Here is a 21704-nt window from a genome sequence, read left to right on the forward strand (position 1 = left end):
CCCGTCAGGGAGCGGCCGCTTCGGGCGGCGGGGCCGGCCGCGGGACCACCGGAGGTTCACCGGCCGCGTCGGTGAGGGCGCGCAAGGATTCGATGAGCCCGGTGCGCTGGGCGGGCGGCAGCCGGGCGACGATCTCGGCGGTCTCCGTGTGCCGGCCGGCCAGCACCCGGCCGACGAGGCGGCGGCCGTCGTCCGTCGGGCTCAGCACGACCTCGCGGCGGTTGCCGGGGTTGGTCCGCCGGGTGACGCTGCCGGCCGCCTCCAGCCGGTCGACCATCCGCATCGCGGTGGACGGGTTGACGCCCAGCGCCCCGGCCAGTGCGGCGAGTTTGACCGGGCCCCGGCCGTCCAGCACCACCAGGGCCCGCAGCTGGGGCAGGGTGAGGGAGGGCGCCGTCCGCCCGAGGGCGCGGGCGGAGATCCCGACCAGCAGCCGGGAGGCGGTCCGCACCGCGGCGATGACCTCCTCGACGTCATGATCGAGATCCTCGCCGGGCGCGGCCGCCCCGGCCCGCCGCGGTGCGCGCTGCGCGTCGTGCCCCATGGCGCCCTTTACACCCGCCGAGGGCATCGCGCCTGGTGGAGGGCCCTTTCGAAGGTCATCGAGAGGACCGGAATCCGGGCCCGCGAACCCCCTTGCCGAGCGCAATAATGGGAAGTGCGGCATGCATCCGGCCCGGCGCGAGCGCGACGGGCCCGAGAGGGCGTGATGACCATGGAACGGGACACCGAGACGGTTCACGAGGCCTATTCCTTCGTCTGTCTGCACTGCGGGCACGGCTGGGAGGAGGAGTACGAGATCCGGCACACCACGGACCTGGCCGGCCACCGGCGTGCCGACTACTTCGCCCACGGCGCCCGGGTCCGCTCCCCGCTGACCCTCACCGACTGCCCGTCGTGCAACCTCGGCCCGATCCGTATCCTGCGCCCCGGCCGGGTCAACTCGACGCGCCCCTATCTCGCCTGACCCCCGCCTCCTCCTGATGACTCGTCACCACCCGGTGTACAACAGGTGGTTGAGGAGGAGGGCCAGCGCGGCCTGGGCCGCCAGCCACCGGCGGTGCCGGTGTGCGGGCAGCAGCGCGCAGGCGGCCGGCAGCCAGACGGCGAACGGCAGCCAGATCCGCTCGGTCTCCGCCTTGCTCATCCCGGAGAGGTCGGCGACCAGCACGGCGAGCAGGACGGCCGCCACGAGGACGGTCAGCCGGGCGGCGGGGGCGCGCGGCGGGCCGGCGGAGGGGCTGAGCCCGCGCAGGGCGGTGGGGGCCGCGGCCAGGGTCCGGCGCACACCGGCCACCGTCGCCGGGCCGGTGATCAGGACGGTGCAGGCGAGGTTGCCCCATACCCAGTAGGCGTACGGGCGGACCGCGGCGGCGCCCTGGTAGTAGCGCTCGACGAGCAGCCGGTAGCCCTCCCACCAGTGGAATCCCGCGAGGGTGAAGGCGGCCGCGACGGCCAGCGCCCCGGCCGCCAGCAGGGGCAGCGGGCGCGCGGTGCGGGTGAGCAGCAGGATCGCCGCGCCGATCAGCGCGATCAGGGTGAGGCCGTAGGAGAGGTAGCAGGTCAGGCCGAAGAGGAGGCCGGAGGCCAGGGCGGCGCCGGCCCGGAGGGGGTCGCCGCCCCGCGGTGACCGGGGCAGGGTGCGGCGGGTGGTGGCGAGGGCCAGCAGCGCCAGGGCCCAGGCGGCGACGGCCGCGAAGTAGCCGTCCGCCGAGGTGCCCACCCAGACGGCGGCCGGGCTCAGGACGAGGAAGGGGGCGGCCCGGCGGGCGGTGGCCTCGTCGGTGAGGGCGCGCAGCCCGACGAGGACCGCGGCCACGGCGGAGGTGCCGGCCGTGATGCACCAGACGCCGGCCCAGCCGCCACCGCCCAGGCCGATGCGGTCCAGGCCGACGAAGGTGAGGACGGCGGCCGGTGGATGCCCGGCGACATGGGCGGGCCAGTGGTCCGGCGCGTTGTTGAGGATGTGGTGGGTGAAGTCGCGCAGCGCCGCCCCCGCGTCGTCGAAGCGGCGGATGACGGTCAGGTACTCGTACGCGGTGGTGAGCCGCTCGGCGATACCGGTCCGCCAGCCGTCGATCAGGGCCAGCGCCCCCGTCCAGAGCAGGGCGGCGGCCCAGCCCGTGAGGACCAGGCGGCGCCAGGGCAACCGGGCCGCGAGGGACGGTCCGTGGACGATCACCATGACGGCGACGGCGAGCGCGGCGGGGGTGCCGGGTCCCAGGTGCGGGAACCACGAGGCGTACAGCGGGGGCCAGTTGACGTGCAGGCTGCCGTCGGCGCGCTCGATGGCGGTGCCGACCAGCGCGGCCACCACGACGAGGAGGGCGCCGGTCGCGGCGGCCGCCAGATCGCGGCGGTGCGCGGCGCGTTCCGCGGGGAGTGCGCCGGCGGGGTCGCCGGGGGCCGGAGGAGAGGCCGGCCGGGGACCCGGATCGGATTCCGGACGGGGATCCGGACCGGGAGTCATACGGGAGGTCGCACGGGAGGTCACAGCGGCACGCTAGGCGCCGGCCGGCGGCAACGGACGCTCTGCGGCGGCGGTGTCATCGTTCCGTCAGATTTCCCCGGTGCCCGGGCGGCGAAGGGCGCCTCCGCCCCCACGACGTCAGAGTTTCGTCATGCGTCACGGGCCCGCCGGCACACCGGTCGCGGCATACCGTCGAAGCCAGGCCGCGCCGGCCCCGAGCGCCGGACGGGCCCAGGCGGCGGACCCTCGCCGCGCCGAATCGCCAAGGACACACCATGAGTGCCCCGCACCCTTCCGCTCCTCCTTCCCCTCCCCCGGCCCCGCCGTCCGTCTGGCGCAGCCCGCTGCGCGGTCCGCGGCTGACCGCGCTGCTCGGCGTCGTCCTGCTGGCCGGGATCACGCTGCTGTTCGTGACCGGTCTGCTGTCGTACGCCGCGTACAACCCGGATCTGGGCGGCGGGATCAACGACAAGACGCCCGGCAAGGGCCTGTTGGGCATCTACCTCTTCAGCTGGCCGACCGGCCCCTCCTGGCTCTACCGGCTCACCCAGGGGCTGCACGTCACGGTCGGGATCGCGCTGGTGCCCGTCCTGCTGGCGAAGCTGTGGTCGGTGATCCCGAAGCTGTTCACCCTGCCGCCGGCCCGGTCCGCGGGCCATGCGCTGGAGCGGCTCTCGCTGCTGTTGCTGGTCGGCGGAGCGCTCTTCGAGTTCGTCACCGGCATCCTCAACATCCAGCTGGAGTACCTCTTCCCCGGGTCGTTCTATCCGCTGCACTTCTACGGCGCGTGGGTGTTCATGGGAGCGTTCGCCGCCCATGTGGTGCTGCGCATGCCGCGGACCGTACGGGCGTTGCGCGAGCGCACCGACCCGGCGGCGGCCGACGACGACACCGGGCTGGTCCCGGTCCGGCCGGACCGGCCGACCATGACCCGGCGGGGAGCGCTGGGGCTGGTCGGTGCCGGTTCGCTGCTGCTGTTCACCACGGCCGCCGGGCAGAGCCTCGGCGGATGGTGGCGGCGCACGGCCCTGCTGGCGCCGCACGGTGGCCGGGAGCCGGGCAGCGGACCGAACGGCTTCCAGATCAACAAGACCGCCGCGGCCGTCGGCATCACGGCCCGGGAGACGGGCGACGCCTGGCGGTTGACGGTCGAGGGCGGCGGACGGCGGGTGCGGATCGGCCGCGCCGAGCTGCTGGCGCTGCCCCAGCACACGGCGGCGCTGCCGATCGCCTGCGTCGAGGGCTGGTCGACGGGCGACCAGGAGTGGAGCGGGGTGCGGCTGCGGGACCTCGCCGCGCTGGTGGGGCTCGGCGACCGGCCCCCGGGCGTGCTGGTGGAGTCGCTCCAGTTGCACGGCGCGTTCCGCCGGGCGGCACTGCGCGACAACCAGGTGCGCGATCCGCGTTCGCTGCTCGCGCTGCGGGTGGGCGGCGCCGAGCTGTCCCCGGACCACGGCTGTCCGGCGCGGATCATCGTCCCGGCGGCTCCCGGGGTGCTCCAGACCAAGTGGGTGGCACGGCTGACGTTCGGGGAGTGGTGACGATGCGCAAGAGGCGGCGGACGGTGCGGGAACGGGCGGCACGGATGCGGCAAGCGGACCCGCGCGAACAGGCGGCGGGGGGTTGGCAGGCGGCCCCGGGCGAACGGGCGGCGCGGACACCGCAACCGGCCCCGGGCGGAGGGGCGGTGCCGGCCCTGCGCACGAGGGCCGGGCGGGCGCTCGGGGCGCTGCGCCTGCCCCGCCGCTACGGCGAGGGGCCGCTGCATCTGCTGCTGATGCTCGCGTCGTTCGCGCTCACCGGCTACGCGGGGGTGCGGCTGCTGGCCGGCGGGCAGTGGCCGCTGGTGCTCGTCTGGTTCGCCGGGGCCGCGCTGCTGCACGATCTGGTGCTGCTGCCGCTGTACGCGCTCGCCGACCGTGCGCTGGTCCGTTGGACCGCCGGGACCGGCCGGAACCGGGCCCGGGCCGCGTACGTCCGGGTGCCCGCCGCGCTGTCCGGGTTGCTGCTGCTGGTGTGGTTCCCGCTGATCGCCGGCGCGGCGGGCGGCGGTTCGGCGGCGCACTACGAGGCCACCACGCGGCTGCCCGGCGGGGTGTTCCTGACCCGCTGGCTGCTGGTCACCGCCGGGCTGTGCGCCCTGTCCGCCCTGTGGCTGCTGGTGCGGACCGTTCAGCGGCGGCTGTGCGGGGCGCCCCGGCGGCGCAGCGAGACGAAACAGCGCGCGGCGCCCGGCGCCTGATCGGCCTGGTCCGTGACGGTCCACTCCTCGACGGGGGTCCAGCCGGCGGCCGCCGCGTGGCGCAGCAGCGCGGCGGCGCCGACCCGGGCCCAGGGGAACGACTCGCCCGGTGCGCACGGGGCGCCGGGCGAGGGGTGGTAGCCCCGCTCGACCCGGACCTGGACCCGTTCGTCGACGTCCGCCGCGGCGGTCTCCACGATCAACAGGCCCTGCCGGCCGACCAGTTCGGCGGTGCGGGTGAGCAGGGCGCGCGGGTCGCCGCCGATGCCGATGTTGCCGTCGAGGAGCAGAGCCGTGCCCCAACTCCCCTCGTCGGGGAGGGAGTCGAAGACGGAGCGGTGCAGCGCGGAGCCGCCGGACGCCGCGGTGCGGGCCACCGCGGCGGTGCTGACGTCGATGCCGAGCGCCCGCCGGCCCTGTGCGGCGAGTGCGGCGACCAGCCGGCCGGGGCCGCAGCCGATGTCGAGGACGGCGCCCTCGCAGCGGCGCAGCGCCGACAGGTCGGCGGCGTCCGGCCCGGCGCACCAGCGCTCGACCTCCAGCGGCAGCAGCCAGCCGTCGCTGCGCCGCAGGAAGAGCGGGCCACGGCCGCTGCGCAGTGCGTCGGCGTACGGGTCCGCGCCCCAGGTGACGGTGTCGTGCCGGTCGGTTTGTGCCGTCGGTGGCATGGCGGTGCTCATCGGCCGGTGACCGGGGTCAGGCGGGCGAGGGTGGCGGCGAAGGTGCCGGCGGGGGCCGCGGCCGCGACCCGCTCCGCGTCGTCGGCGGTGTCGACGTCCCGCAGCGGCGGCAGGTCCCGCACCCGCAGCCCGGCGGCGGTCAGCCGGGCCCGCTGGGCGGCGCCGGTGCGGGCGGTGGACATGGGGACGCCGCGCAGCAGCCGGGGGTCGGGGGACGCCAGGCCGAGCGCCCAGAATCCGCCGTCCTCGGCGGCACCGAACCAGGCGTCGCAGTCGTCCCAGGCACCGGTGTCCAGCGCGGGGGCGAGGAGGTGCGGGGTGATCTGCGGGGTGTCCATGCCGAGGAGGAGGGTGGGGCCGGTGCTTGCGGCGAAGGCCGCGGCGAGCCGCTCGTCGAGGCCGCCGGCGCACTGGGGCCGGACCTCGAAGCCGTCCGGCAGCCAGCCGCCCGGGCGGCCGTCGAGGACGACCACCCGCCGCCGGGCGGGCATGGCGCGTACGGCCCGGAGGGTGTCGTACAGCGCCGCCTCGGCCAACTCGGCGGCCTCGTCGGGAGTGAAGGGCGGGGTGAGCCGGGTCTTGACCCGGCCGGGCACCGGTTCCTTGGCGATGACCAGGAGCGTGGTGGGGCCCGGACCCGCCGGGCGGTCTGCGGGCGCGGTCATCGGGCGGTCTCCTCCGTACGGGACGGGAGCGGGGGCTGGTTCAGGACGTCGCGCATGTCGCGCACCGCGTGCCAGGTGCCGCGCCAGGTGCCGGTCACCTTGGAACGGCCGGTGCGCGGGCGGTAGGGCACCTCGCGCTCCTCGACCCGCCAGCCCGCGTCGGCGGCCCGGACGACCATCTGCAGGGGGTAGCCGCTGCGGCGGTCGGTCAGCCCGAGGCCGAGCAGCGCGGTGCGCCGGGCGGCGCGCAGCGGGCCGAGGTCGTGCAGCCGCAGTCCGGTGCGGCGGCGCAGCATCCGGGCGAGGGCGAGGTTGCCGAGCCGGGCGTGCGGCGGCCAGGCGCCGCGCCCCTCGGGGCGGCGGCGGCCCAGCACCAGGTCGCTGTCGCCGTCGTGGACGGCGCGGACGAACGGGGTGAGCAGGGCGGGGTCGAGGGAGGCGTCGCAGTCGCAGAAGCAGACGATGTCGGCGTCGGCGGCCAGCAGTCCGGCGTGGCAGGCGGCGCCGAATCCGCGGCGCGGCTCGTGCACGACGGTGGCGCCCAGGCCGCGGGCGATCTCGGCGGAGCCGTCGGTGGAGCCGTTGTCCACGACGATCGCCCGCCAGCCTGCCGGGATGCGGGCCAGCACCCAGGGCAGCGCGGCGGCCTCGTCGAGGCAGGGCAGGACGACATCCACCGAGGGGGTACGGGGGGTGGGAGGAGGGGAGTGGGTCACGCCTTCACCTATGCATCAGAAGCGGACGGGCCAAGGGGTGTTGAAGTTTGTGTGGGGCGCGGGTGCCGGCGGGCGGCGGCGCGCGGGTCAGCCCATCGGTGCCGCCCGCATCCCCTCCCGGGCGAACTCCCGCATGCCCGCCGCGAATCCGGTCGCGGCCCGCCAGCCGAGGTCGTCGGCGATGCGCTGCGACGAGGCGGTGATGTGCCGTACGTCGCCGAGCCGGTACTCCCCCGTGACCACGGGCGCCGGTCCGCCGCACGCCCCGGCCAGGGCCTGCGCCATCTCGCCGACGGTGTGCGGCACCCCGCTGCCCGTGTTGTACGCGGTCAGGGTGCCCGCCGCCCGGTCCGGCAGCGCCTCCAGGGCGACCACGTTGGCGGTGGCGATGTCCCGTACATGGACGAAGTCCCGCCGCTGGCCGCCGTCTTCGTAGACGGTCGGGGACTGTCCGCGGGCCAGCGCCGAGCGGAAGAACGAGGCCACCCCCGCGTACGGGGTGTCCCGTGGCATCCCGGGCCCGTAGACGTTGTGGTAGCGCAGCGCGACGGCCCGGCCTCCGGTGGCGCGGGCCCACGAGGCGGCCAGGTGTTCCTGGGCGAGCTTGGTGGCGGCGTAGACGTTGCGCGGATCGGTGGGGGCGTCCTCGCCGACCAGTCCCGGCCGCAGTGCGGCGCCGCACTGCGGGCAGCGCGGCTCGAACTGCCCGGCGTCCAGCTCGTCCACGGCCCGCGGGCCGGGCCGCACCACCCCGTGGCCGGGGCAGGTGTAGCGGCCCTCCCCGTAGACCACCATCGACCCGGCGAGCACCAGCTCGCGCACCCCGGCGTCGGCCATCGCGGCCAGCAGCACCGCGGTGCCCAGGTCGTTGCAGCCGACGTAGTCGGGTGCGTCCGCGAAGTCCTTGCCCAGGCCCACCATCGCCGCCTGGTGGCAGACCGCCCGCACGCCCCGCAGGGCCTCGTCGACCGCCGCCCGGTCGCGCACGTCGGCGACGATGCGCCGCGCGCCCGGGCGCGGCGGCGGGGGCTCGGGGTGCGCCGAGGGCAGCAGCGCATCGAGCACGACGGGCTCGTGCCCGTGCGCCATGAGCGCCTCGACGACCTGCGATCCGATGAATCCGGCACCGCCGGTGACCAGTACACGCATGCCGGTCACGCTAAGCGGGACGGGGCGCTCCGGCCCGCGCATGAGCCGCCGTGTCATGGGTCCGTAAGATCCGCGGCCGCCCGGCGCGCCCGCTGCCGCACCGTCCGGGCCACTGCGATTCGGTAACAGGGCGCATTCGAGGTATTTCGGTACGGCATATGTTGCTTATGCTCAGGTCGGGCGCCGGGGGGCCGCTTTCGGACACTCCGACGGCCGGCGGGCCCCTTGCCCGACCTTGCCCGATCACCTCACTGACACCGTCGGAGAACACCTTGGCCGTGGAGAATGTGGAGCAGCGCACCGGCTCCCGGGTGCTGCCCGCGCTTCCGTACGCGGTGATGGCCGTGGTCACCACGGTCGACCTCACCGCGGGCCCGGGCGTCGGGTTCCTGCCGCTGGTCTCACTGGGGCCGGCGTTCGCCGGGCTGGTCGGCGGCTGGCAGCGGACCGCCGTGGTCGGGCTGACGGCCTTTGTGCTCTGCCTCGGGCTGGGCGTCTACAACGGCCTGTTCGAGAGCCGGCGCGGACTGACCGCGCTGCTGTCGGTGGCCGGGGTGACCGCGGCCGGGGTGGTCGCCGCGGTGATGCGGCAGCGGCGCGAGGCGGAGCTGGCCAGCGTCCGTTCCATCGCCGAGGTCGCCCAGCGGGTGCTGCTGCGCCCGGTGCCGCGCGGCGCCGGGCCGCTGCGGGTCGCTGTCTCGTACACCTCGGCGGTGGCCGAGGCCCGGATAGGGGGCGATCTGTACGAGGTGGTGACCTCGCCCGCCGGGGTGCGGATCATCGTCGGCGATGTGCAGGGCAAGGGCCTGGAGGCCGTGGAGAGCGCGGCGGTGGTGCTCGGCGCCTTCCGGGAGGCGGCGCACGACGAGCCGGATCTGCCGGCCGTCGGCGAGCGGGTCGAGCGGGCGCTGAACCGCCATCTGTCCGGCGAACGGTTCGTCACGGCGGTGCTCGCCGAGATCGGTGACGGCCCGAACGCCACCCTCCTGAACTTCGGCCACCCGGCGCCGCTGGTCGTCCGCCCCGCGGGCGCGGTGGCGTTCGCCGCCCCGCCGGACCGCGCCCTGCCGCTCGGCCTCAGCCTGCACGACGCCGGGGCACCGGCGCCCTACGAGGTGCCCTTCGCGCCCGGCGACCAACTGCTCTTCTACACCGACGGCGTCACCGAGGCCCGCGACGCGGCGGGCCGCTTCTACCCCCTCGACGAACGCGCCGCGCTGCTCAAGGACCCCGACCCGGAGACCGCGCTGCGCGCGGTGCGCGAGGACCTGGTCGAGCATGTCGAGGGGCCGCTGCACGACGACGCGGCGATGCTGCTGGTCCGCTACCGCGGGGCCTGCTGACCCGGCGTCGGGCCGGGCCCGGGAGCCGGCTGGGGGTCGGCGCTCAGTCGTCGCGCGGGTCCCCGGTGCCGCGCTCCCCGTCGCCGTCTCGGCCCTCAGCCCCGTCCCGGCCCCCGTCGCCGTCGCTGCTCCCGCCCCGGTCCCCGTCGCCGTGACCGTCCCCGTCCGCCTCGCCCGCACCGGCCCCCTTCGCGCGGCCGGTGCCCGGCTCCCCCGCTCCCGACCGGGCCTCCGCCTTGGCGGCCGAGCGCCGTGCGACCTCCTCGCGGGCCGCGGCCGTGGCGACCGAGGGCCACACCCGGTCGAGTGAGGCGTTCATCGCGGCGCCGACCAGCACCGCGAAGGCGGACACCCCGATCCACAGCAGTACCGCGACCGGCGCGGCCAACGAGCCGTAGATCGTGGGCCCCTCGACCGTCGAGGTGAGGTAGAGCCGGAGCAGGAAGCTGCCGAGCACCCACATGCCGAGCGCCACCACCGCGCCGGGAATGTCCTCCGGCCAGGGCGAACGGACGGGGACGGACGCGTGGTAGAGCGTGGTGAGGAAGGCGACCGACAGGAGCAGGACGACCGGCCAGTACAGCGCCCGGATGATGTGCTCGCTGGCCGGCAGCCAGCCCACGACGGTGTCGGGACCGGCGACCATCAGCGGCAGCGCCACGGCTCCGACGACCAGCGCGGCGAGGTACAGCACGAACGCCAGCAGCCGGGTCCTGATGATGCCCCGCCGGCCGTCGAGCCCGTACATGATGGTGATGGTGTCGACGAAGACGTTCATCGCCCGGGACCCGGACCACAGGGCGATGGCGAAGCCGAGGGAGATGACGTCCGGGCGGCGGCCGGTGAAGACGTCGTTGAGCAGCGGCCGGGCGATCTCGTTCACGCCCTTGCTGGACAGGACCGTGCCGGCGGCGCCGAGGATGTGCCGGCGGACGTTGTCGAGGGTGTCGTGCCCGATCCAGGTGTTGGTGTAGCCGAGCACGCCGAGGAGTCCGAGGATCAGCGGCGGCAGCGACAGCAGGCTCCAGAAGGCCGCCTCGGCGGCCAGGCCCGTGACGCGGTACTTCATGCAGGAGTTGACCGTGTCCTTGAGCAGGAGCCAGGCCAGCCGGCGCTTGGAGACATTGCGGTAGAGGGCACGGGCCTTGGTCAGACGGCCCGCGGGCCGCTCGGTTGGTTCGTTTGCCGGCTGCACCTCCTTACCGTATCCGGCATGGCAGCCACCACTCACACGGTCACGAACCAGCCTCCGCCGCTGGTCGGATACGACGTCTTCACCGGCGATGCGGCCCTGGCCGAGGGCGTCGCCCGGCATGTCGCCGGCGTCCGGCTCGACGAGGTACGCGAAGAGCTCAGCACACTGGGGAAGGCGGCCGGCTCCGCGCACGCCCGGCAGTGGGGCGAACAGGCCAACGCCCACCCCCCGGTCCTGCACACCCACGACCGCTACGGCCACCGCATCGACGAGGTCGAGTACCACCCGGCGTGGCACCGGCTGCTCGGCCACGCCGTCACGGCCGGCCTGACCGGCGCGTGGTCCCGGCCGGACGGCCATGTCCGGCGCACCGCCGGCTTCATCGTGTGGACCCAGGCCGAGGCGGGACACGGCTGCCCGGTGTCGATGACCCATGCGGCGGTGCCCACGCTGCGCGCCGAGCCCGAGCTGGCGGCCGAATGGGAGCCGCTGCTGACCTCGCGGGTGTACGCGCACGAGCTGCGCCCGGTCGCCGAGAAGGGCGGCGCGCTGGCCGGGATGGCCATGACGGAGAAACAGGGCGGCAGCGACCTGCGGGCCGTCACCACCCGCGCCGAGCCGCTGGCCGCCCCCGGCGAGTACGTGCTGACCGGCCACAAGTGGTTCTGTTCGGCGCCGATGTCCGACGCCTTCCTGGTGCTGGCCCGCGCGCCGGGAGGGCTCACCTGCTTCCTGCTGCCGCGGGTGCTGCCGGACGGCAGCCGTAACGCCTTCCGCATCCAGCGGCTCAAGGACAAGCTCGGCAACCGCTCGAACGCCTCGGCGGAGGTCGAGTTCGACGGGCAGAGCTGGGCGCGCCGGGTCGGCGAGGAGGGGCGCGGGGTGGCGACCCTCATCGACATGGTCGCGGCGACCCGGCTGGACTGTGTCAGTGCGTCGGCGGCGGTGATGCGGCAGGCCGTGACGCAGGCGCTGCACCACAGCGCCCACCGGGAGGCCTTCGGGGACCGGCTGATCGACAAGCCGCTGATGCGCAATGTGCTGGCCGACCTGGCGCTGGAGTCGGAGGCGGCGACCACGCTCGCCCTGCGGCTGGCGGCGGCGTACGACGGCGGCACCGAGCAGGACCGGCACTTCCTGCGGCTGGCGGTGCCGGCGGCGAAGTACTGGGTGACCAAGCGCTGCACCCCGCTGGTGACCGAGGCGCTGGAGTGCCTGGGCGGCAACGGCTACGTCGAGGAGTCGGGGCTGCCGCGGCTGCTGCGCGAGGCGCCGCTCAACTCGATCTGGGAGGGTTCCGGCAACGTCCAGGCGCTGGACGTGCTGCGGGCCCTGCGGCGCGAACCCGAGGCGCTGAACGCGTTCCTCACCGAGATCGGGACGGCGCGGGGCGCGGACCACCGCCTGGACCGGGCCATCACGGGGATGCTCACCGAACTCGCCGATCTGGAGGGCATCGAGGCGCGGGCCCGGCGGCTGGCGGAGCGGATGGCGCTGGTCCTCCAGGGTTCGCTGCTGGTGCGTCATGCGCCGCCCGAGGTCGCGGACGCGTTCTGCGCCGCCCGGCTCGGGGGCGACGCGGGCGCGGCCTTCGGGACGCTGCCGCACACGCTGGACCTCGGGGCCGTGGTGGCTCGGGCGCGGCCGGTGGCCGAGCACTGAGTGCGGGCCGGCCCGGCACGGCGGCGGTTCCCCGTCGCCTCCGGGCCGTCGCCCACGAGGCTACGGGGACAGGGGGTCACCGCCGCCGCGCCGGTCGGGGAGCGGTGCCGCGCCGACACGGCACCGCTCCCGGTACAAGGGTGTCCGGGGCACCGCACAGGGCCCCCGGGTGCGCGGACGTCGGCCGGCCCCGTGAGCCCCCTCCCGCGCCGTGCCGACGTCACGTGTGGCGGCCGACGGAGTCCCTGCGACATCCCACGGGTTCCTCGACGGGTGACCGGCGAACCCGCGGGGGCGAGACACCATCGGCCGCTTCGGCCAGACTCCCCGCAACGCGTCGTGGGCGACAACGGTTGCATTGCGTTGCAGCGCCCGGTGACGGCCCGGGACAATGGCCGCTTCCAGGACGGACCGGTGGCCCGGTGAGCGCACGAGAGGCACGCGAGGCACGAGGCACGACCCGGGGAACAGGGCAGTACGGAGAACAGCGTGAGCGACAGAGCGATCGACGGCGCGGTCTGGTCGGCCCAGGACAACCGCGCCACCGCACACCGTCTCGCCACGGTCCACGAGGCGGCGCTCGCGGGCGGGACGGCGCCCGGCGAGGCGGGGGACGCGCCCCGCACGGTGATCGGTGAATCGTGGCGGCGGGTGCTGGTCTCCGGCGTCGACCCGGATCACGACCGGCCTCAAACCCCGCTCTCCGTAGCGGAGTTGGAGCACCGCCGGCAGAAGTCCCAGCTGGCGACGGTGCTGCCGGTGTTCCACGAGGGGCTGTTATCCGCGGCCGACGCCGCTCAGCAGATCATGGTCGTCACCGACGCCGAGGGCCGGGTGCTGTGGCGCGAGGGCAGCGCCCCGGTCCGGCGGATGGCCGACCGGCTGGGCTTCGACAAGGGCGCCGACTGGACGGAGGGCGTCGTCGGCACCAACGCCATCGGCACCGCGCTGGTGGCCCGCCGGCCGGTGCTGGTGCACTCCGCCGAGCACTTCGTCCGCAGCCACCACGCGTGGACCTGTGCCGCGGCGCCGCTCCACGACCCGCGCGACGGGCGCCTGCTGGGCACCGTGGACCTCAGCGGTCCGGCGCCCTCCTTCCACCCCACGACGCTCTCCCTGGTGTCCTCCGTCGCCCGGCTCGCCGAGGGCGAGCTGCGCACCCGCCACCATCTGTCCCTGGAGCGGCTGCGGTCGAGCGCGGCACCGGTGCTGGCGCGGATCGGCGGGCGGGCGCTGGCCGTCGACCCGAGCGGCTGGGTCGTGGGGGTGACGGGCCTGACGCCGCCGGACCGGGTGGCGCTGCCCAAGGCACCGGAGGCCGGGCCGCTGTGGCTGCCGCGGTACGGCATGTGCGCCCTGGAGCCGTTGCCCGGCGGCTGGCTGATCCGCGTCGGGCGGCAGGAGCGGGAGATGCGGCCGAGCCGGGTGGTGCTGGACGTCAGCGGCCGGGACGGCTCGACGGTCACCGTCAGCGGCGCGGCCGGCAGCTGGTCGCACGAGCTGACCCCGCGCCATGCCGAGCTGCTGTTCGTCCTCGCCGCGCATCCGCAGGGGCGCAGCGCCGCCCAGCTCGCCCGGGACCTCTTCGGCGACGACAGCCGCACGGTCACGGTGCGGGCCGAACTCTCCCGGCTGCGCCGCCATCTCGCGAGCGTCCTGGCCCACCGGCCCTACCGGTTCGCGGACGGGGTCGAGGTGGAGCTCCTGCTGCCGCCCCGGCCCGCCCACCTGCTGCCGCAGTCCCTGGCCCCGGCGGTGGCGGCGGCCCGCCGGGGGTGACGGAGCGGGAGCCGGGGGCGGCCCACGGGGTGGGGGTGCGGGGAGGCCACGGGGCGGCGGTGCGGAGGGCAGGCGAGCCGGGCCGGGGAAGGCGCCGGGGGCCGGGGGAAGGTAGCGGGTCACGGGTGGCGGACGGCGGTGCGCGGCGCCCGCCACCCGTTCGGTCGCCTGCTGTCGCCCCCGCCCGGGCGCGCGCCTAGCGTGCCGACAGCGGACCGTGCGCCCCCGGGGAGCGGCGTCCCGGGAAGCGCGGTCACGGGAGGTGAGCGATGAGCCCGACGGGCCCGCCGGACGCGACGGCCGGGGAGCCGGCGGCCGCACGCCGGCCCAGGTGGGGTGCGCTGGCGCTGGCCGGGCTCATCGGCATCGGCATGGTGCGCCAGGGACTGTCCGGTGAGGCGGACGGGCCGCCGCAGCCGGGGGCCGGCACCGCGCTCTTCCCCGGCGACCTCCCGCCCGACGGCCCCGCGCCGCCGCCGCTGCCCCGCTCCGCGCCCGCCCGGGTGGCGATCGCGTCGCTCGACGTGTCGGCCCCGCTGCTGCCGCTGGGCCTGGACAAGGACGGCTGGATCGAGGCCCCGCCGGCCGGCGCCCCGCGGCTGGCGGGCTGGTACGCGGGCGCGCCGACCCCGGGCGAGAACGGCACCGCCGTGATCGTCGGCCATGTCGACAGCCTCAGCGGGCCCGCGGTCTTCTACGGGCTGGGCGCCCTGGAGAAGGGCCGGACGATCCGGGTCACCCGCGAGGACGGGCGGACCGCGGTCTTCGAGGTCTACGGCATCCAGGTCTTCGACAAGCGGAAGTTCCCGGCCCGGAAGGTCTACGGCCCCACCGGACGCCCCGAGCTGCGCGTCCTGACCTGCGGCGGCCCCTACGAGGCGGGCTCCGGCTACACGGGCAACGTGGTGGTCTTCGCCCGGATGACGACCGCCGGCGGCCCGGCCCCCCGGAGCCGGTGACCCCCACACTGTGAGCCACCGTCTCACGATACGGACGAGCCCTCCCCTCGGCCTCCCCGCCCCTCGCACCCGCCCCGCCCGGCCTCCCCCCTCGGCCCGGGCCCGGCCCCCCGGCCCCGGTGTGATGTGCTGGCCGCATGAGCATCTCGGTCACCACGTGGTACCTCGAACAGACCTCGCGCGCCGACCTGTCCCCCGCCGAGGGGCCGACGCCCGACCGGGACGTCCGCATCCTCCGGTCCGAGGTGCCGTCGCCCGAATTCAGCCGCTTCCTCTATACGGCGGTCGGCGGGGACGTCACCTGGACCGACCGGCTGGCATGGCCGTACGCGCAGTGGGCGGCGCACCTCGGGCGCCCCGGCGTGGAGACCTGGGTGGCGTACGAGCGCGGGACGCCGGCGGGGTTCATCGAGCTGGCGGCCGAGAGCGGCTCCGTGGAGATCGCCTACTTCGGGCTGCTCCCCGGCTTCCGCGGGCGCCGGATCGGCGGGCACCTGCTCGGGTACGGGACCGAGCGGGCCTGGGACCTGGCCGAGCGGTGGCCGGGCCTGCCGCGGACCGAGCGGGTGTGGGTGCACACCTGCAGCAAGGACGGCCCGCACGCGAAGGCGAACTACGAACGGCGCGGCTTCCGGGTGTACGACACCACCGTGGCCGAGGAGCCCGACGTGGCGGCTCCGGGACCCTGGCCCGGCGCGGGGCCCATCACGGCCGGCACACCCGCCGGGGAGTGATCGACACCACACCGTCTCGTGATGCGAGACAGAGGTGTCCGGATCCTGGATAACGGTGGACTGGCCGGAGAGCGGCGTGACACGCTTCCGTCATGTCTCGAGCTGGAATTGCCTTGGTGAGTCGGCGGCACGTCGACCTCGGCCGCATGTCCAGCGCCATTTGTCGGGCGGGCTGAGGCTGCCTCCACCAGGGCCTCCGGCCCCGGGCAGCACCCAGCACCACCACCGCACCTCCCGCCGTCCCCACCGTCGCGGACGCCCTGACACCCCTCGACCCGCAGACCTTCCGACGCGTGTGCCACGCGCCGCCTTTCGGTATGCCTGCGCAGGTCATCGCGGGTGCCCGGCGCCCCGTCCGCATTCCTTGAGCCCGCCCAGAAGGACGTACACCCATGGCCGCCTCCCCCGAACTCCCCGCAGCTGCCACGACCCGCCGCAAGGCCGGACGCCACCGCGGCGAGGGCCAGTGGGCCGTTGGCCACCACACGCCCCTCAACGGCAACGAGCAGTTCAAGAAGGACGACGACGGTCTCAATGTGCGGACACGCATTGAGACGATCTACGCCAAGTCCGGTTTCGACTCCATCGACCCCAACGACCTGCGCGGGCGGATGCGTTGGTGGGGCCTGTACACCCAGCGCAAGCCCGGGATCGACGGCGGCAAGACCGCGATCCTGGAGCCGGAGGAGCTGGACGACAAGTACTTCATGCTGCGGGTGCGCGTCGACGGCGGACGCCTGAGCGTGGCGCAGCTGCGCGCCATCGGCGAGGTCTCCGAGCAGTACGCCCGCGGCACCGCGGACATCACCGACCGGCAGAACATCCAGCTGCACTGGATCCGCATCGAGGACGTCCCCGCCATCTGGGAGAAGCTGGAGGCGGTGGGCCTGTCCACGACGGAGGCCTGCGGCGACTGCCCGCGCGTGATCATCGGCTCCCCGGTGGCCGGCATCGCGGCGGACGAGATCATCGACGGCACCCCGGCCGTGGACGAGATCCACGAGCGGTACATCGGCAGCAAGGAGTTCTCCAACCTGCCGCGGAAGTTCAAGACGGCGATCTCCGGCTCGCCCGTCCAGGACGTGGTCCACGAGATCAACGACGTCGCCTTCGTCGGTGTCGTCCACCCCGAGCACGGCCCCGGCTTCGACCTCTGGGTCGGCGGCGGCCTGTCCACCAACCCCAAGCTCGCCCAGCGCCTGGGCACCTGGGTGCCGCTGGACGAGGTCGCCGACGTGTGGGCCGGTGTCGTCGGCATCTTCCGCGACTACGGCTACCGCCGGCTGCGCACCCGCGCCCGGCTGAAGTTCCTGATGGCCGACTGGGGCCCGGAGAAGTTCCGCCAGGTGCTGGAGGACGAGTACCTCCAGCGCAAGCTGACCGACGGCCCCGCGCCCGAGGAGCCGCTCTCCCGCTGGCGCGACCACATCGGGGTGCACCAGCAGCAGGACGGCCGCTTCTACGTGGGCTTCGCCCCGCGTGTCGGCCGGGTCGACGGCACCACCCTGACCAAGATCGCCGAACTGGCCGGCGCCCACGGCTCCGACCGGCTGCGCACCACCGTCGAGCAGAAGATGCTCATCCTCGACGTCGCGCAGGACCAGGTCGACTCGCTGGTCGCCGGGCTGGAGGCGCTGGACTTCCAGGTCACCCCCTCGCCGTTCCGGCGCGGCACGATGGCCTGCACCGGCATCGAGTTCTGCAAGCTCGCCATCGTCGAGACCAAGGGCCGGGGCGCCTCGCTCATCGACGAACTGGAGCGCCGCATGCCGGACTTCCAGGAGCCGGTCACCATCAACCTCAACGGCTGCCCCAACGCCTGCGCCCGCATCCAGGTCGCCGACATCGGCCTCAAGGGCCAGCTGGTCCTGGACGACGAGGGCAACCAGGTGGAGGGCTACCAGGTGCACCTGGGCGGCGCGCTGGGCCTGGAGCCCGGCTTCGGCCGCAAGGTCCGCGGCCTGAAGGTCACCGCCGACGAACTCCCCGACTACGTCGAGCGGGTGCTGCGCAACTTCGAGGCGCAGCGCACGGACGGCGAGCGGTTCGCCCAGTGGGCGGCCCGGGCGGAAGAGGGTGCCCTGAAGTGAGCGAGCCTCGGCGCGCGGCGCCGGCTGGACCGAGGAGCCGCGCAGTGACGAAGGAACGAGCAGTGACGAGGGAAGCCGGCGCACCCGAGCGCGCCGTGGCCGAGCGGGAGGCACAGTGAGCGAGCGTGCGGCGCCCTTCTACTGCCCCTACTGCGGCGACGAGGACCTGCAGCCTTCCGAGGAGGGCCATGGCGCGTGGGAATGCCGGGCCTGCAGCCGTGCGTTCCGGCTGAAGTTCCTGGGCCTGCTGGCGCCGGGAGGCACCGGCCGGCCCCCTTCCGCTTCCGACGGAGGTACCTCGTGACCACCGCTACCGACCTTCAGCAACTGGCCGAGCAGGCGGGCCGGGACCTGGAGGACGCGCCCGCCCCGGCGATCCTCGAATGGGCCGCCGAGACCTTCGGTCCGCGCTTCTGCGTCACCTCCTCGATGGAGGACGCGGTCGTCGCGCACCTGGCCTCGCGGGCCTTCCCGGGCGTGGACGTCGTCTTCCTGGACACCGGCTACCACTTCCCCGAGACCCTCGGGACCCGGGACGCGGTGGCCGAGGTGATGGACGTCAACGTCCGCACCCTGACGCCGCGCCAGACGGTCGCCGAGCAGGACGCCGAGCACGGTCCGAAGCTGCACGACCGCAACCCGGACCTGTGCTGCGCACTGCGCAAGGTCGCGCCGCTCGAGGAGGGCCTGGCCGGCTACGACGCCTGGGCGACCGGCCTGCGCCGGGACGAGTCGCCCACCCGGGCGAACACCCCGGTCGTCGGCTGGGACCCCAAGCGCCGCAAGGTGAAGATCTCGCCGATCGCCCGCTGGACGCAGGCCGACGTGGACGCCTACGTGGCCGAGCACGGGGTGCTCACCAACCCGCTGCTGATGGACGGCTACGCCTCCGTCGGCTGCGCGCCCTGCACCCGCCGGGTGCTGGAGGGCGAGGACGCCAGGGCCGGCCGCTGGGCCGGGAGCAACAAGACCGAGTGCGGGCTGCACGGATGACAGAGCATCAGGAGATATCCATGACGGGCGCCACGATCTGGCTGACCGGTCTGCCGAGCGCGGGCAAGACGACCCTCGCGCACGAGCTGGCCGGCCGACTGCGCGGCGACGGCCACCGCGTGGAGGTGCTCGACGGCGACGAGATCCGCGAGTTCCTCTCCGCGGGCCTCGGGTTCACCCGCGAGGACCGGCACACCAACGTCCAGCGCATCGGCTTCGTGGCCGAACTGCTGGCGAGCAACGGCGTCAAGGCGCTGGTGCCGGTGATCGCGCCGTACGCGGACAGCCGGGAGGCGGTCCGCAAGCGGCACCAGGGCGAGGGCACCCCCTACCTGGAGGTGCATGTGGCGACGCCCGTCGAGGTGTGCTCCGAGCGGGATGTGAAGGGGCTCTACGCCAAGCAGGCGGCCGGTGAGATCTCCGGCCTGACCGGCGTGGACGACCCGTACGAGGCTCCCGCCGCACCCGACCTGCGCATCGAGTCGCACACCCAGACCGTGCAGGAGTCCGCGGCGGCGCTGCACGCGCTGCTCACCGAAAGGGGACTGGCATGACGACCGTCACTGCGGTGACCGGGAACGCCGGAGACGCCGACAACCCGTACGCCCTCTCCCACCTCGACGCCCTGGAGTCCGAGGCGGTACACATCTTCCGCGAGGTGGCGGGCGAGTTCGAGCGGCCGGTGATCCTGTTCTCCGGCGGCAAGGACTCCATCGTCATGCTGCACCTGGCCCTGAAGGCGTTCGCGCCGGCCGCGGTGCCGTTCTCGCTGCTGCACGTCGACACCGGGCACAACTTCCCCGAGGTCCTCGACTACCGCGATCGCACGGTGGAGCGGCACGGCCTGCGGCTGCACGTCGCCTCCGTCCAGGACTTCATCGACCGCGGTGAGCTGCGCGAGCGCCCCGACGGCACCCGCAACCCGCTGCAGACCGTCCCGCTGCTGGACGCCATCGACAAGGGCCGCTTCGACGCGGTCTTCGGCGGCGGCCGCCGGGACGAGGAGAAGGCGCGCGCCAAGGAGCGGGTCTTCTCGCTGCGCGACGAATTCGGCGGCTGGGACCCGCGCCGGCAGCGCCCCGAGCTGTGGCAGCTCTACAACGGCAAGCACTCTCCCGGTGAGCACGTCCGCGTCTTCCCGCTGTCCAACTGGACCGAGCTGGACGTGTGGCAGTACATCGCCCGCGAGAAGATCGAACTGCCCGCCATCTACTACGCCCACGAGCGCGAGGTCTTCGCCCGCAACGGCATGTGGCTGGCGCCCGGCGAGTGGGGCGGCCCCAAGGACGGCGAGAGCCTTCAGACCCGGCAGGTGCGGTACCGCACCGTCGGCGACATGTCCTGCACCGGTGCCGTCGACTCCGACGCCGACACCATCGAGGCCGTGATCGCGGAGATCGCCGTGTCCCGCCTCACCGAACGGGGCGCGACGAGGGCCGACGACAAGATGTCCGAGGCCGCCATGGAAGACCGCAAGCGCGAGGGGTACTTCTAGCCATGAGCACGACCACGCACACGGACGCCCTGGACGCCGTCGACGCGGGTGCCACCTCGCTGCTGCGGTTCGCCACCGCCGGGTCCGTCGACGACGGCAAGTCGACGCTGGTGGGGCGGCTGCTGCACGACTCCAAGTCGGTGCTCGCCGACCAGCTGGAGGCCGTCGAGCACGCCTCCCGCAACCGCGGGCAGGAGGCGCCCGACCTGGCGCTGCTGACCGACGGGCTGCGCGCCGAGCGCGAGCAGGGCATCACCATCGACGTCGCCTACCGCTACTTCGCCACCCCGCGGCGCCGCTTCATCCTGGCGGACACCCCCGGGCATGTGCAGTACACCCGCAACATGGTCACCGGCGCCTCCACCGCCGAGCTGGCCGTGGTGCTGGTCGACGCCCGCAACGGCGTGGTCGAGCAGACCCGCCGGCACGCCGCGGTCGCCGCGCTGCTGCGCGTCCCGCACGTCGTGCTGGCCGTCAACAAGATGGACCTGGTCGACTACGCCGAGCCCGTCTTCGCCGCCATCGCCGAGGAGTTCACGACGTACGCGGCCTCGCTGGGCGTCCCGGAGATCACCGCGATCCCGATCTCGGCGCTGGCCGGCGACAACGTGGTGTCGCCGTCGGCGAACATGGACTGGTACGGCGGTCCGACGGTGCTGGAGCACCTGGAGACCGTGCCGGTCGTCGCCGACCCCGCCGACGACCCCGGCCGCTTCCCGGTCCAGTACGTCATCCGCCCGCAGACCGCCGAGCACCCCGACTACCGCGGCTACGCGGGCCAGATCGCCTCCGGCGTGCTGCGCGTCGGCGACGCCGTGACCGTGCTGCCCTCGGGCCGGACGAGCACCATCGAGGCGATCGACGCGCTGGGCCAGGCCGTGGACGTCGCCTGGGCGCCGCAGTCGGTCACCGTCCGGCTCACCGACGACATCGACGTCTCGCGCGGTGATCTGATCGCCCCGACGGCCACCGCGCCGGGTGTCTCGCAGGACATCGAGGCGACCATCTGCCATGTCGCGGACCGTCCGCTGACCGTCGGGCAGCGGGTGCTGCTCAAGCACACCACCCGCACCGTCAAGGCGATCGTCAAGGACATTCCGTCCCGGCTGACGCTGGACGACCTCTCCCAGCACCCGGCGCCCGGCGAGCTGGTCGCCAACGACATCGGACGGATCGTGGTCCGTACGGCCGAGCCGCTGGCCCTGGACGCCTACGCCGACTCCCGCCGCACCGGCTCCTTCCTGCTGATCGACCCGGCGGACGGCACGACGCTGACCGCGGGCATGGCGGGCAACGCCTTCGCCGAGGCGGCCGCCGAGGCCGCGCCGGCCGACGCCGCGGACGACGAGGGATGGGACTTCTGAGCATGCTCAAGGACATCTTCTCGACCTTCGCGAAGGAGGGCGGCCGCGTCGGCAGCGGCGCCCTGGGCAGCGGGCAGGGCGGAGTCGGCCGATGTGTGCGCTGACGATGCACGGCTCCGTATCCACCGCACCGCCCTTCCGAAGATCCATCGATCTGCCGGGCGCGCC

22 protein-coding genes are annotated in these 21704 nt (G+C 74.7%); 15 read left to right on the plus strand and 7 right to left on the minus strand.

The genetic code is table 11. From position 1 onward, the window contains the following. Positions 1-4: 4 nt before the first annotated feature. The gene (locus AB0411_RS02930) at positions 5-544 is read right to left on the minus strand and encodes a MarR family winged helix-turn-helix transcriptional regulator (RefSeq protein ID WP_366415397.1); all 540 of its coding nucleotides are present in this window, start codon (positions 542-544) and stop codon (positions 5-7) included. A 165-nt stretch (positions 545-709) separates the two neighbouring features. Here AB0411_RS02930 and AB0411_RS02935 point away from each other — a divergent pair, with 165 nt between their 5' ends. Then, positions 710-967, plus strand: a complete 258-nt coding sequence (locus tag AB0411_RS02935; RefSeq protein WP_366415398.1) for a hypothetical protein — start codon at positions 710-712, stop codon at positions 965-967. A 24-nt stretch (positions 968-991) separates the two neighbouring features. Here the strand turns inward: AB0411_RS02935 and AB0411_RS02940 are convergent, their stop codons facing one another. Further along, a complete protein-coding gene (locus AB0411_RS02940) occupies positions 992-2470 on the minus strand; it encodes a hypothetical protein (RefSeq protein ID WP_366415629.1) in 1479 nt (492 codons plus the stop codon). A 275-nt stretch (positions 2471-2745) separates the two neighbouring features. On the opposite strand from AB0411_RS02940, the gene AB0411_RS02945 reads away from it, so the two are divergent. Together AB0411_RS02945 and AB0411_RS02950 are read left to right on the plus strand one after the other, a co-directional pair. Then, entirely contained in the window at positions 2746-4011 is a 1266-nt protein-coding gene (locus tag AB0411_RS02945; protein ID WP_366415399.1) for a molybdopterin-dependent oxidoreductase, read from the plus strand. A gap of 236 nt (positions 4012-4247) precedes the next feature. Continuing rightward, positions 4248-4712 carry a hypothetical protein gene (locus AB0411_RS02950; protein ID WP_366415630.1) on the plus strand — a complete coding sequence of 155 codons (465 nt, stop codon included), beginning with the start codon at positions 4248-4250 and terminating at the stop codon, positions 4710-4712. Here AB0411_RS02950 and AB0411_RS02955 read toward each other — a convergent pair. The 4 genes from AB0411_RS02955 to AB0411_RS02970 all read right to left on the minus strand — a co-directional run bounded on the left by AB0411_RS02955 (position 4643) and on the right by AB0411_RS02970 (position 7922). Continuing rightward, positions 4643-5380, minus strand: coding sequence for a methyltransferase domain-containing protein (locus AB0411_RS02955; protein ID WP_366415400.1), 738 nt, complete (start codon positions 5378-5380; stop codon positions 4643-4645). The two genes, AB0411_RS02950 and AB0411_RS02955, sit on opposite strands and share 70 nt — an antisense overlap. Positions 5381-5388: 8 nt before the next feature. Further along, complete coding sequence (locus AB0411_RS02960) at positions 5389-6057, minus strand: TIGR04282 family arsenosugar biosynthesis glycosyltransferase (protein ID WP_366415401.1); 669 nt, start codon at positions 6055-6057, stop codon at positions 5389-5391. Continuing rightward, on the minus strand, positions 6054-6773 hold the full coding sequence (locus AB0411_RS02965; RefSeq protein WP_366415402.1) for a glycosyltransferase family 2 protein: 720 nt from the start codon (positions 6771-6773) through the stop codon (positions 6054-6056). Before AB0411_RS02965 ends, AB0411_RS02960 begins: the two co-directional genes overlap by 4 nt. A gap of 87 nt (positions 6774-6860) precedes the next feature. Further along, positions 6861-7922, minus strand: coding sequence for an NAD-dependent epimerase/dehydratase family protein (locus tag AB0411_RS02970; protein WP_366415403.1), 1062 nt, complete (start codon positions 7920-7922; stop codon positions 6861-6863). Positions 7923-8260: 338 nt separating this feature from the next. On the opposite strand from AB0411_RS02970, the gene AB0411_RS02975 reads away from it, so the two are divergent. Then, a complete protein-coding gene (locus AB0411_RS02975; protein WP_366415631.1) occupies positions 8261-9265 on the plus strand; it encodes a PP2C family protein-serine/threonine phosphatase in 1005 nt (334 codons plus the stop codon). Between the two features lie 43 nt (positions 9266-9308). On the opposite strand, the gene AB0411_RS02980 is transcribed toward AB0411_RS02975, so the two are convergent. After that, positions 9309-10460 (minus strand): YihY/virulence factor BrkB family protein, encoded by a 1152-nt coding sequence (locus tag AB0411_RS02980; protein ID WP_366415404.1) that lies wholly within the window; start codon positions 10458-10460, stop codon positions 9309-9311. Between the two features lie 18 nt (positions 10461-10478). Between AB0411_RS02980 and AB0411_RS02985 the strand changes: the two genes are divergently transcribed. From AB0411_RS02985 to AB0411_RS03035, 11 genes are all read left to right on the plus strand, one after another. Further along, positions 10479-12122, plus strand: coding sequence for an acyl-CoA dehydrogenase family protein (locus tag AB0411_RS02985; protein WP_366415405.1), 1644 nt, complete (start codon positions 10479-10481; stop codon positions 12120-12122). Positions 12123-12611: 489 nt separating this feature from the next. After that, the gene (locus tag AB0411_RS02990; protein ID WP_366415406.1) at positions 12612-13901 is read left to right on the plus strand and encodes a GAF domain-containing protein; all 1290 of its coding nucleotides are present in this window, start codon (positions 12612-12614) and stop codon (positions 13899-13901) included. 269 nt (positions 13902-14170) lie between these two features. After that, positions 14171-14860 carry a class F sortase gene (locus AB0411_RS02995; protein WP_366415408.1) on the plus strand — a complete coding sequence of 230 codons (690 nt, stop codon included), beginning with the start codon at positions 14171-14173 and terminating at the stop codon, positions 14858-14860. Positions 14861-14997: 137 nt separating this feature from the next. After that, positions 14998-15594 (plus strand): GNAT family N-acetyltransferase, encoded by a 597-nt coding sequence (locus AB0411_RS03000; protein ID WP_366415409.1) that lies wholly within the window; start codon positions 14998-15000, stop codon positions 15592-15594. Between the two features lie 92 nt (positions 15595-15686). Beyond that, positions 15687-15770 carry a putative leader peptide gene (locus AB0411_RS03005; RefSeq protein ID WP_350257049.1) on the plus strand — a complete coding sequence of 28 codons (84 nt, stop codon included), beginning with the start codon at positions 15687-15689 and terminating at the stop codon, positions 15768-15770. Positions 15771-15986: 216 nt separating this feature from the next. After that, complete coding sequence (locus AB0411_RS03010) at positions 15987-17684, plus strand: nitrite/sulfite reductase (RefSeq protein WP_366415411.1); 1698 nt, start codon at positions 15987-15989, stop codon at positions 17682-17684. Positions 17685-17799: 115 nt separating this feature from the next. Continuing rightward, complete coding sequence (locus tag AB0411_RS03015) at positions 17800-17988, plus strand: hypothetical protein (RefSeq protein WP_366415412.1); 189 nt, start codon at positions 17800-17802, stop codon at positions 17986-17988. Further along, positions 17985-18677 carry a phosphoadenylyl-sulfate reductase gene (locus AB0411_RS03020; protein ID WP_366415413.1) on the plus strand — a complete coding sequence of 231 codons (693 nt, stop codon included), beginning with the start codon at positions 17985-17987 and terminating at the stop codon, positions 18675-18677. Before AB0411_RS03015 ends, AB0411_RS03020 begins: the two co-directional genes overlap by 4 nt. 20 nt (positions 18678-18697) lie before the next feature. Next, entirely contained in the window at positions 18698-19231 is a 534-nt protein-coding gene (gene cysC, locus AB0411_RS03025; RefSeq protein ID WP_366415414.1) for an adenylyl-sulfate kinase, read from the plus strand. Then, positions 19228-20172: a sulfate adenylyltransferase subunit CysD gene (cysD, locus tag AB0411_RS03030; RefSeq protein WP_366415415.1), complete on the plus strand. Its 945-nt coding sequence runs from the start codon at positions 19228-19230 to the stop codon at positions 20170-20172. The genes cysC and cysD overlap by 4 nt, the downstream gene beginning before the upstream one ends. A gap of 2 nt (positions 20173-20174) precedes the next feature. Next, on the plus strand, positions 20175-21536 hold the full coding sequence (locus tag AB0411_RS03035) for a sulfate adenylyltransferase subunit 1 (RefSeq protein WP_366415416.1): 1362 nt from the start codon (positions 20175-20177) through the stop codon (positions 21534-21536). The last annotated feature ends 168 nt before the right edge of the window (positions 21537-21704 follow it).

The sequence above is a fragment of the Streptomyces angustmyceticus genome (assembly GCF_040701845.1).
In the GTDB taxonomy this organism is placed as follows: domain Bacteria; phylum Actinomycetota; class Actinomycetes; order Streptomycetales; family Streptomycetaceae; genus Streptomyces; species Streptomyces angustmyceticus_A.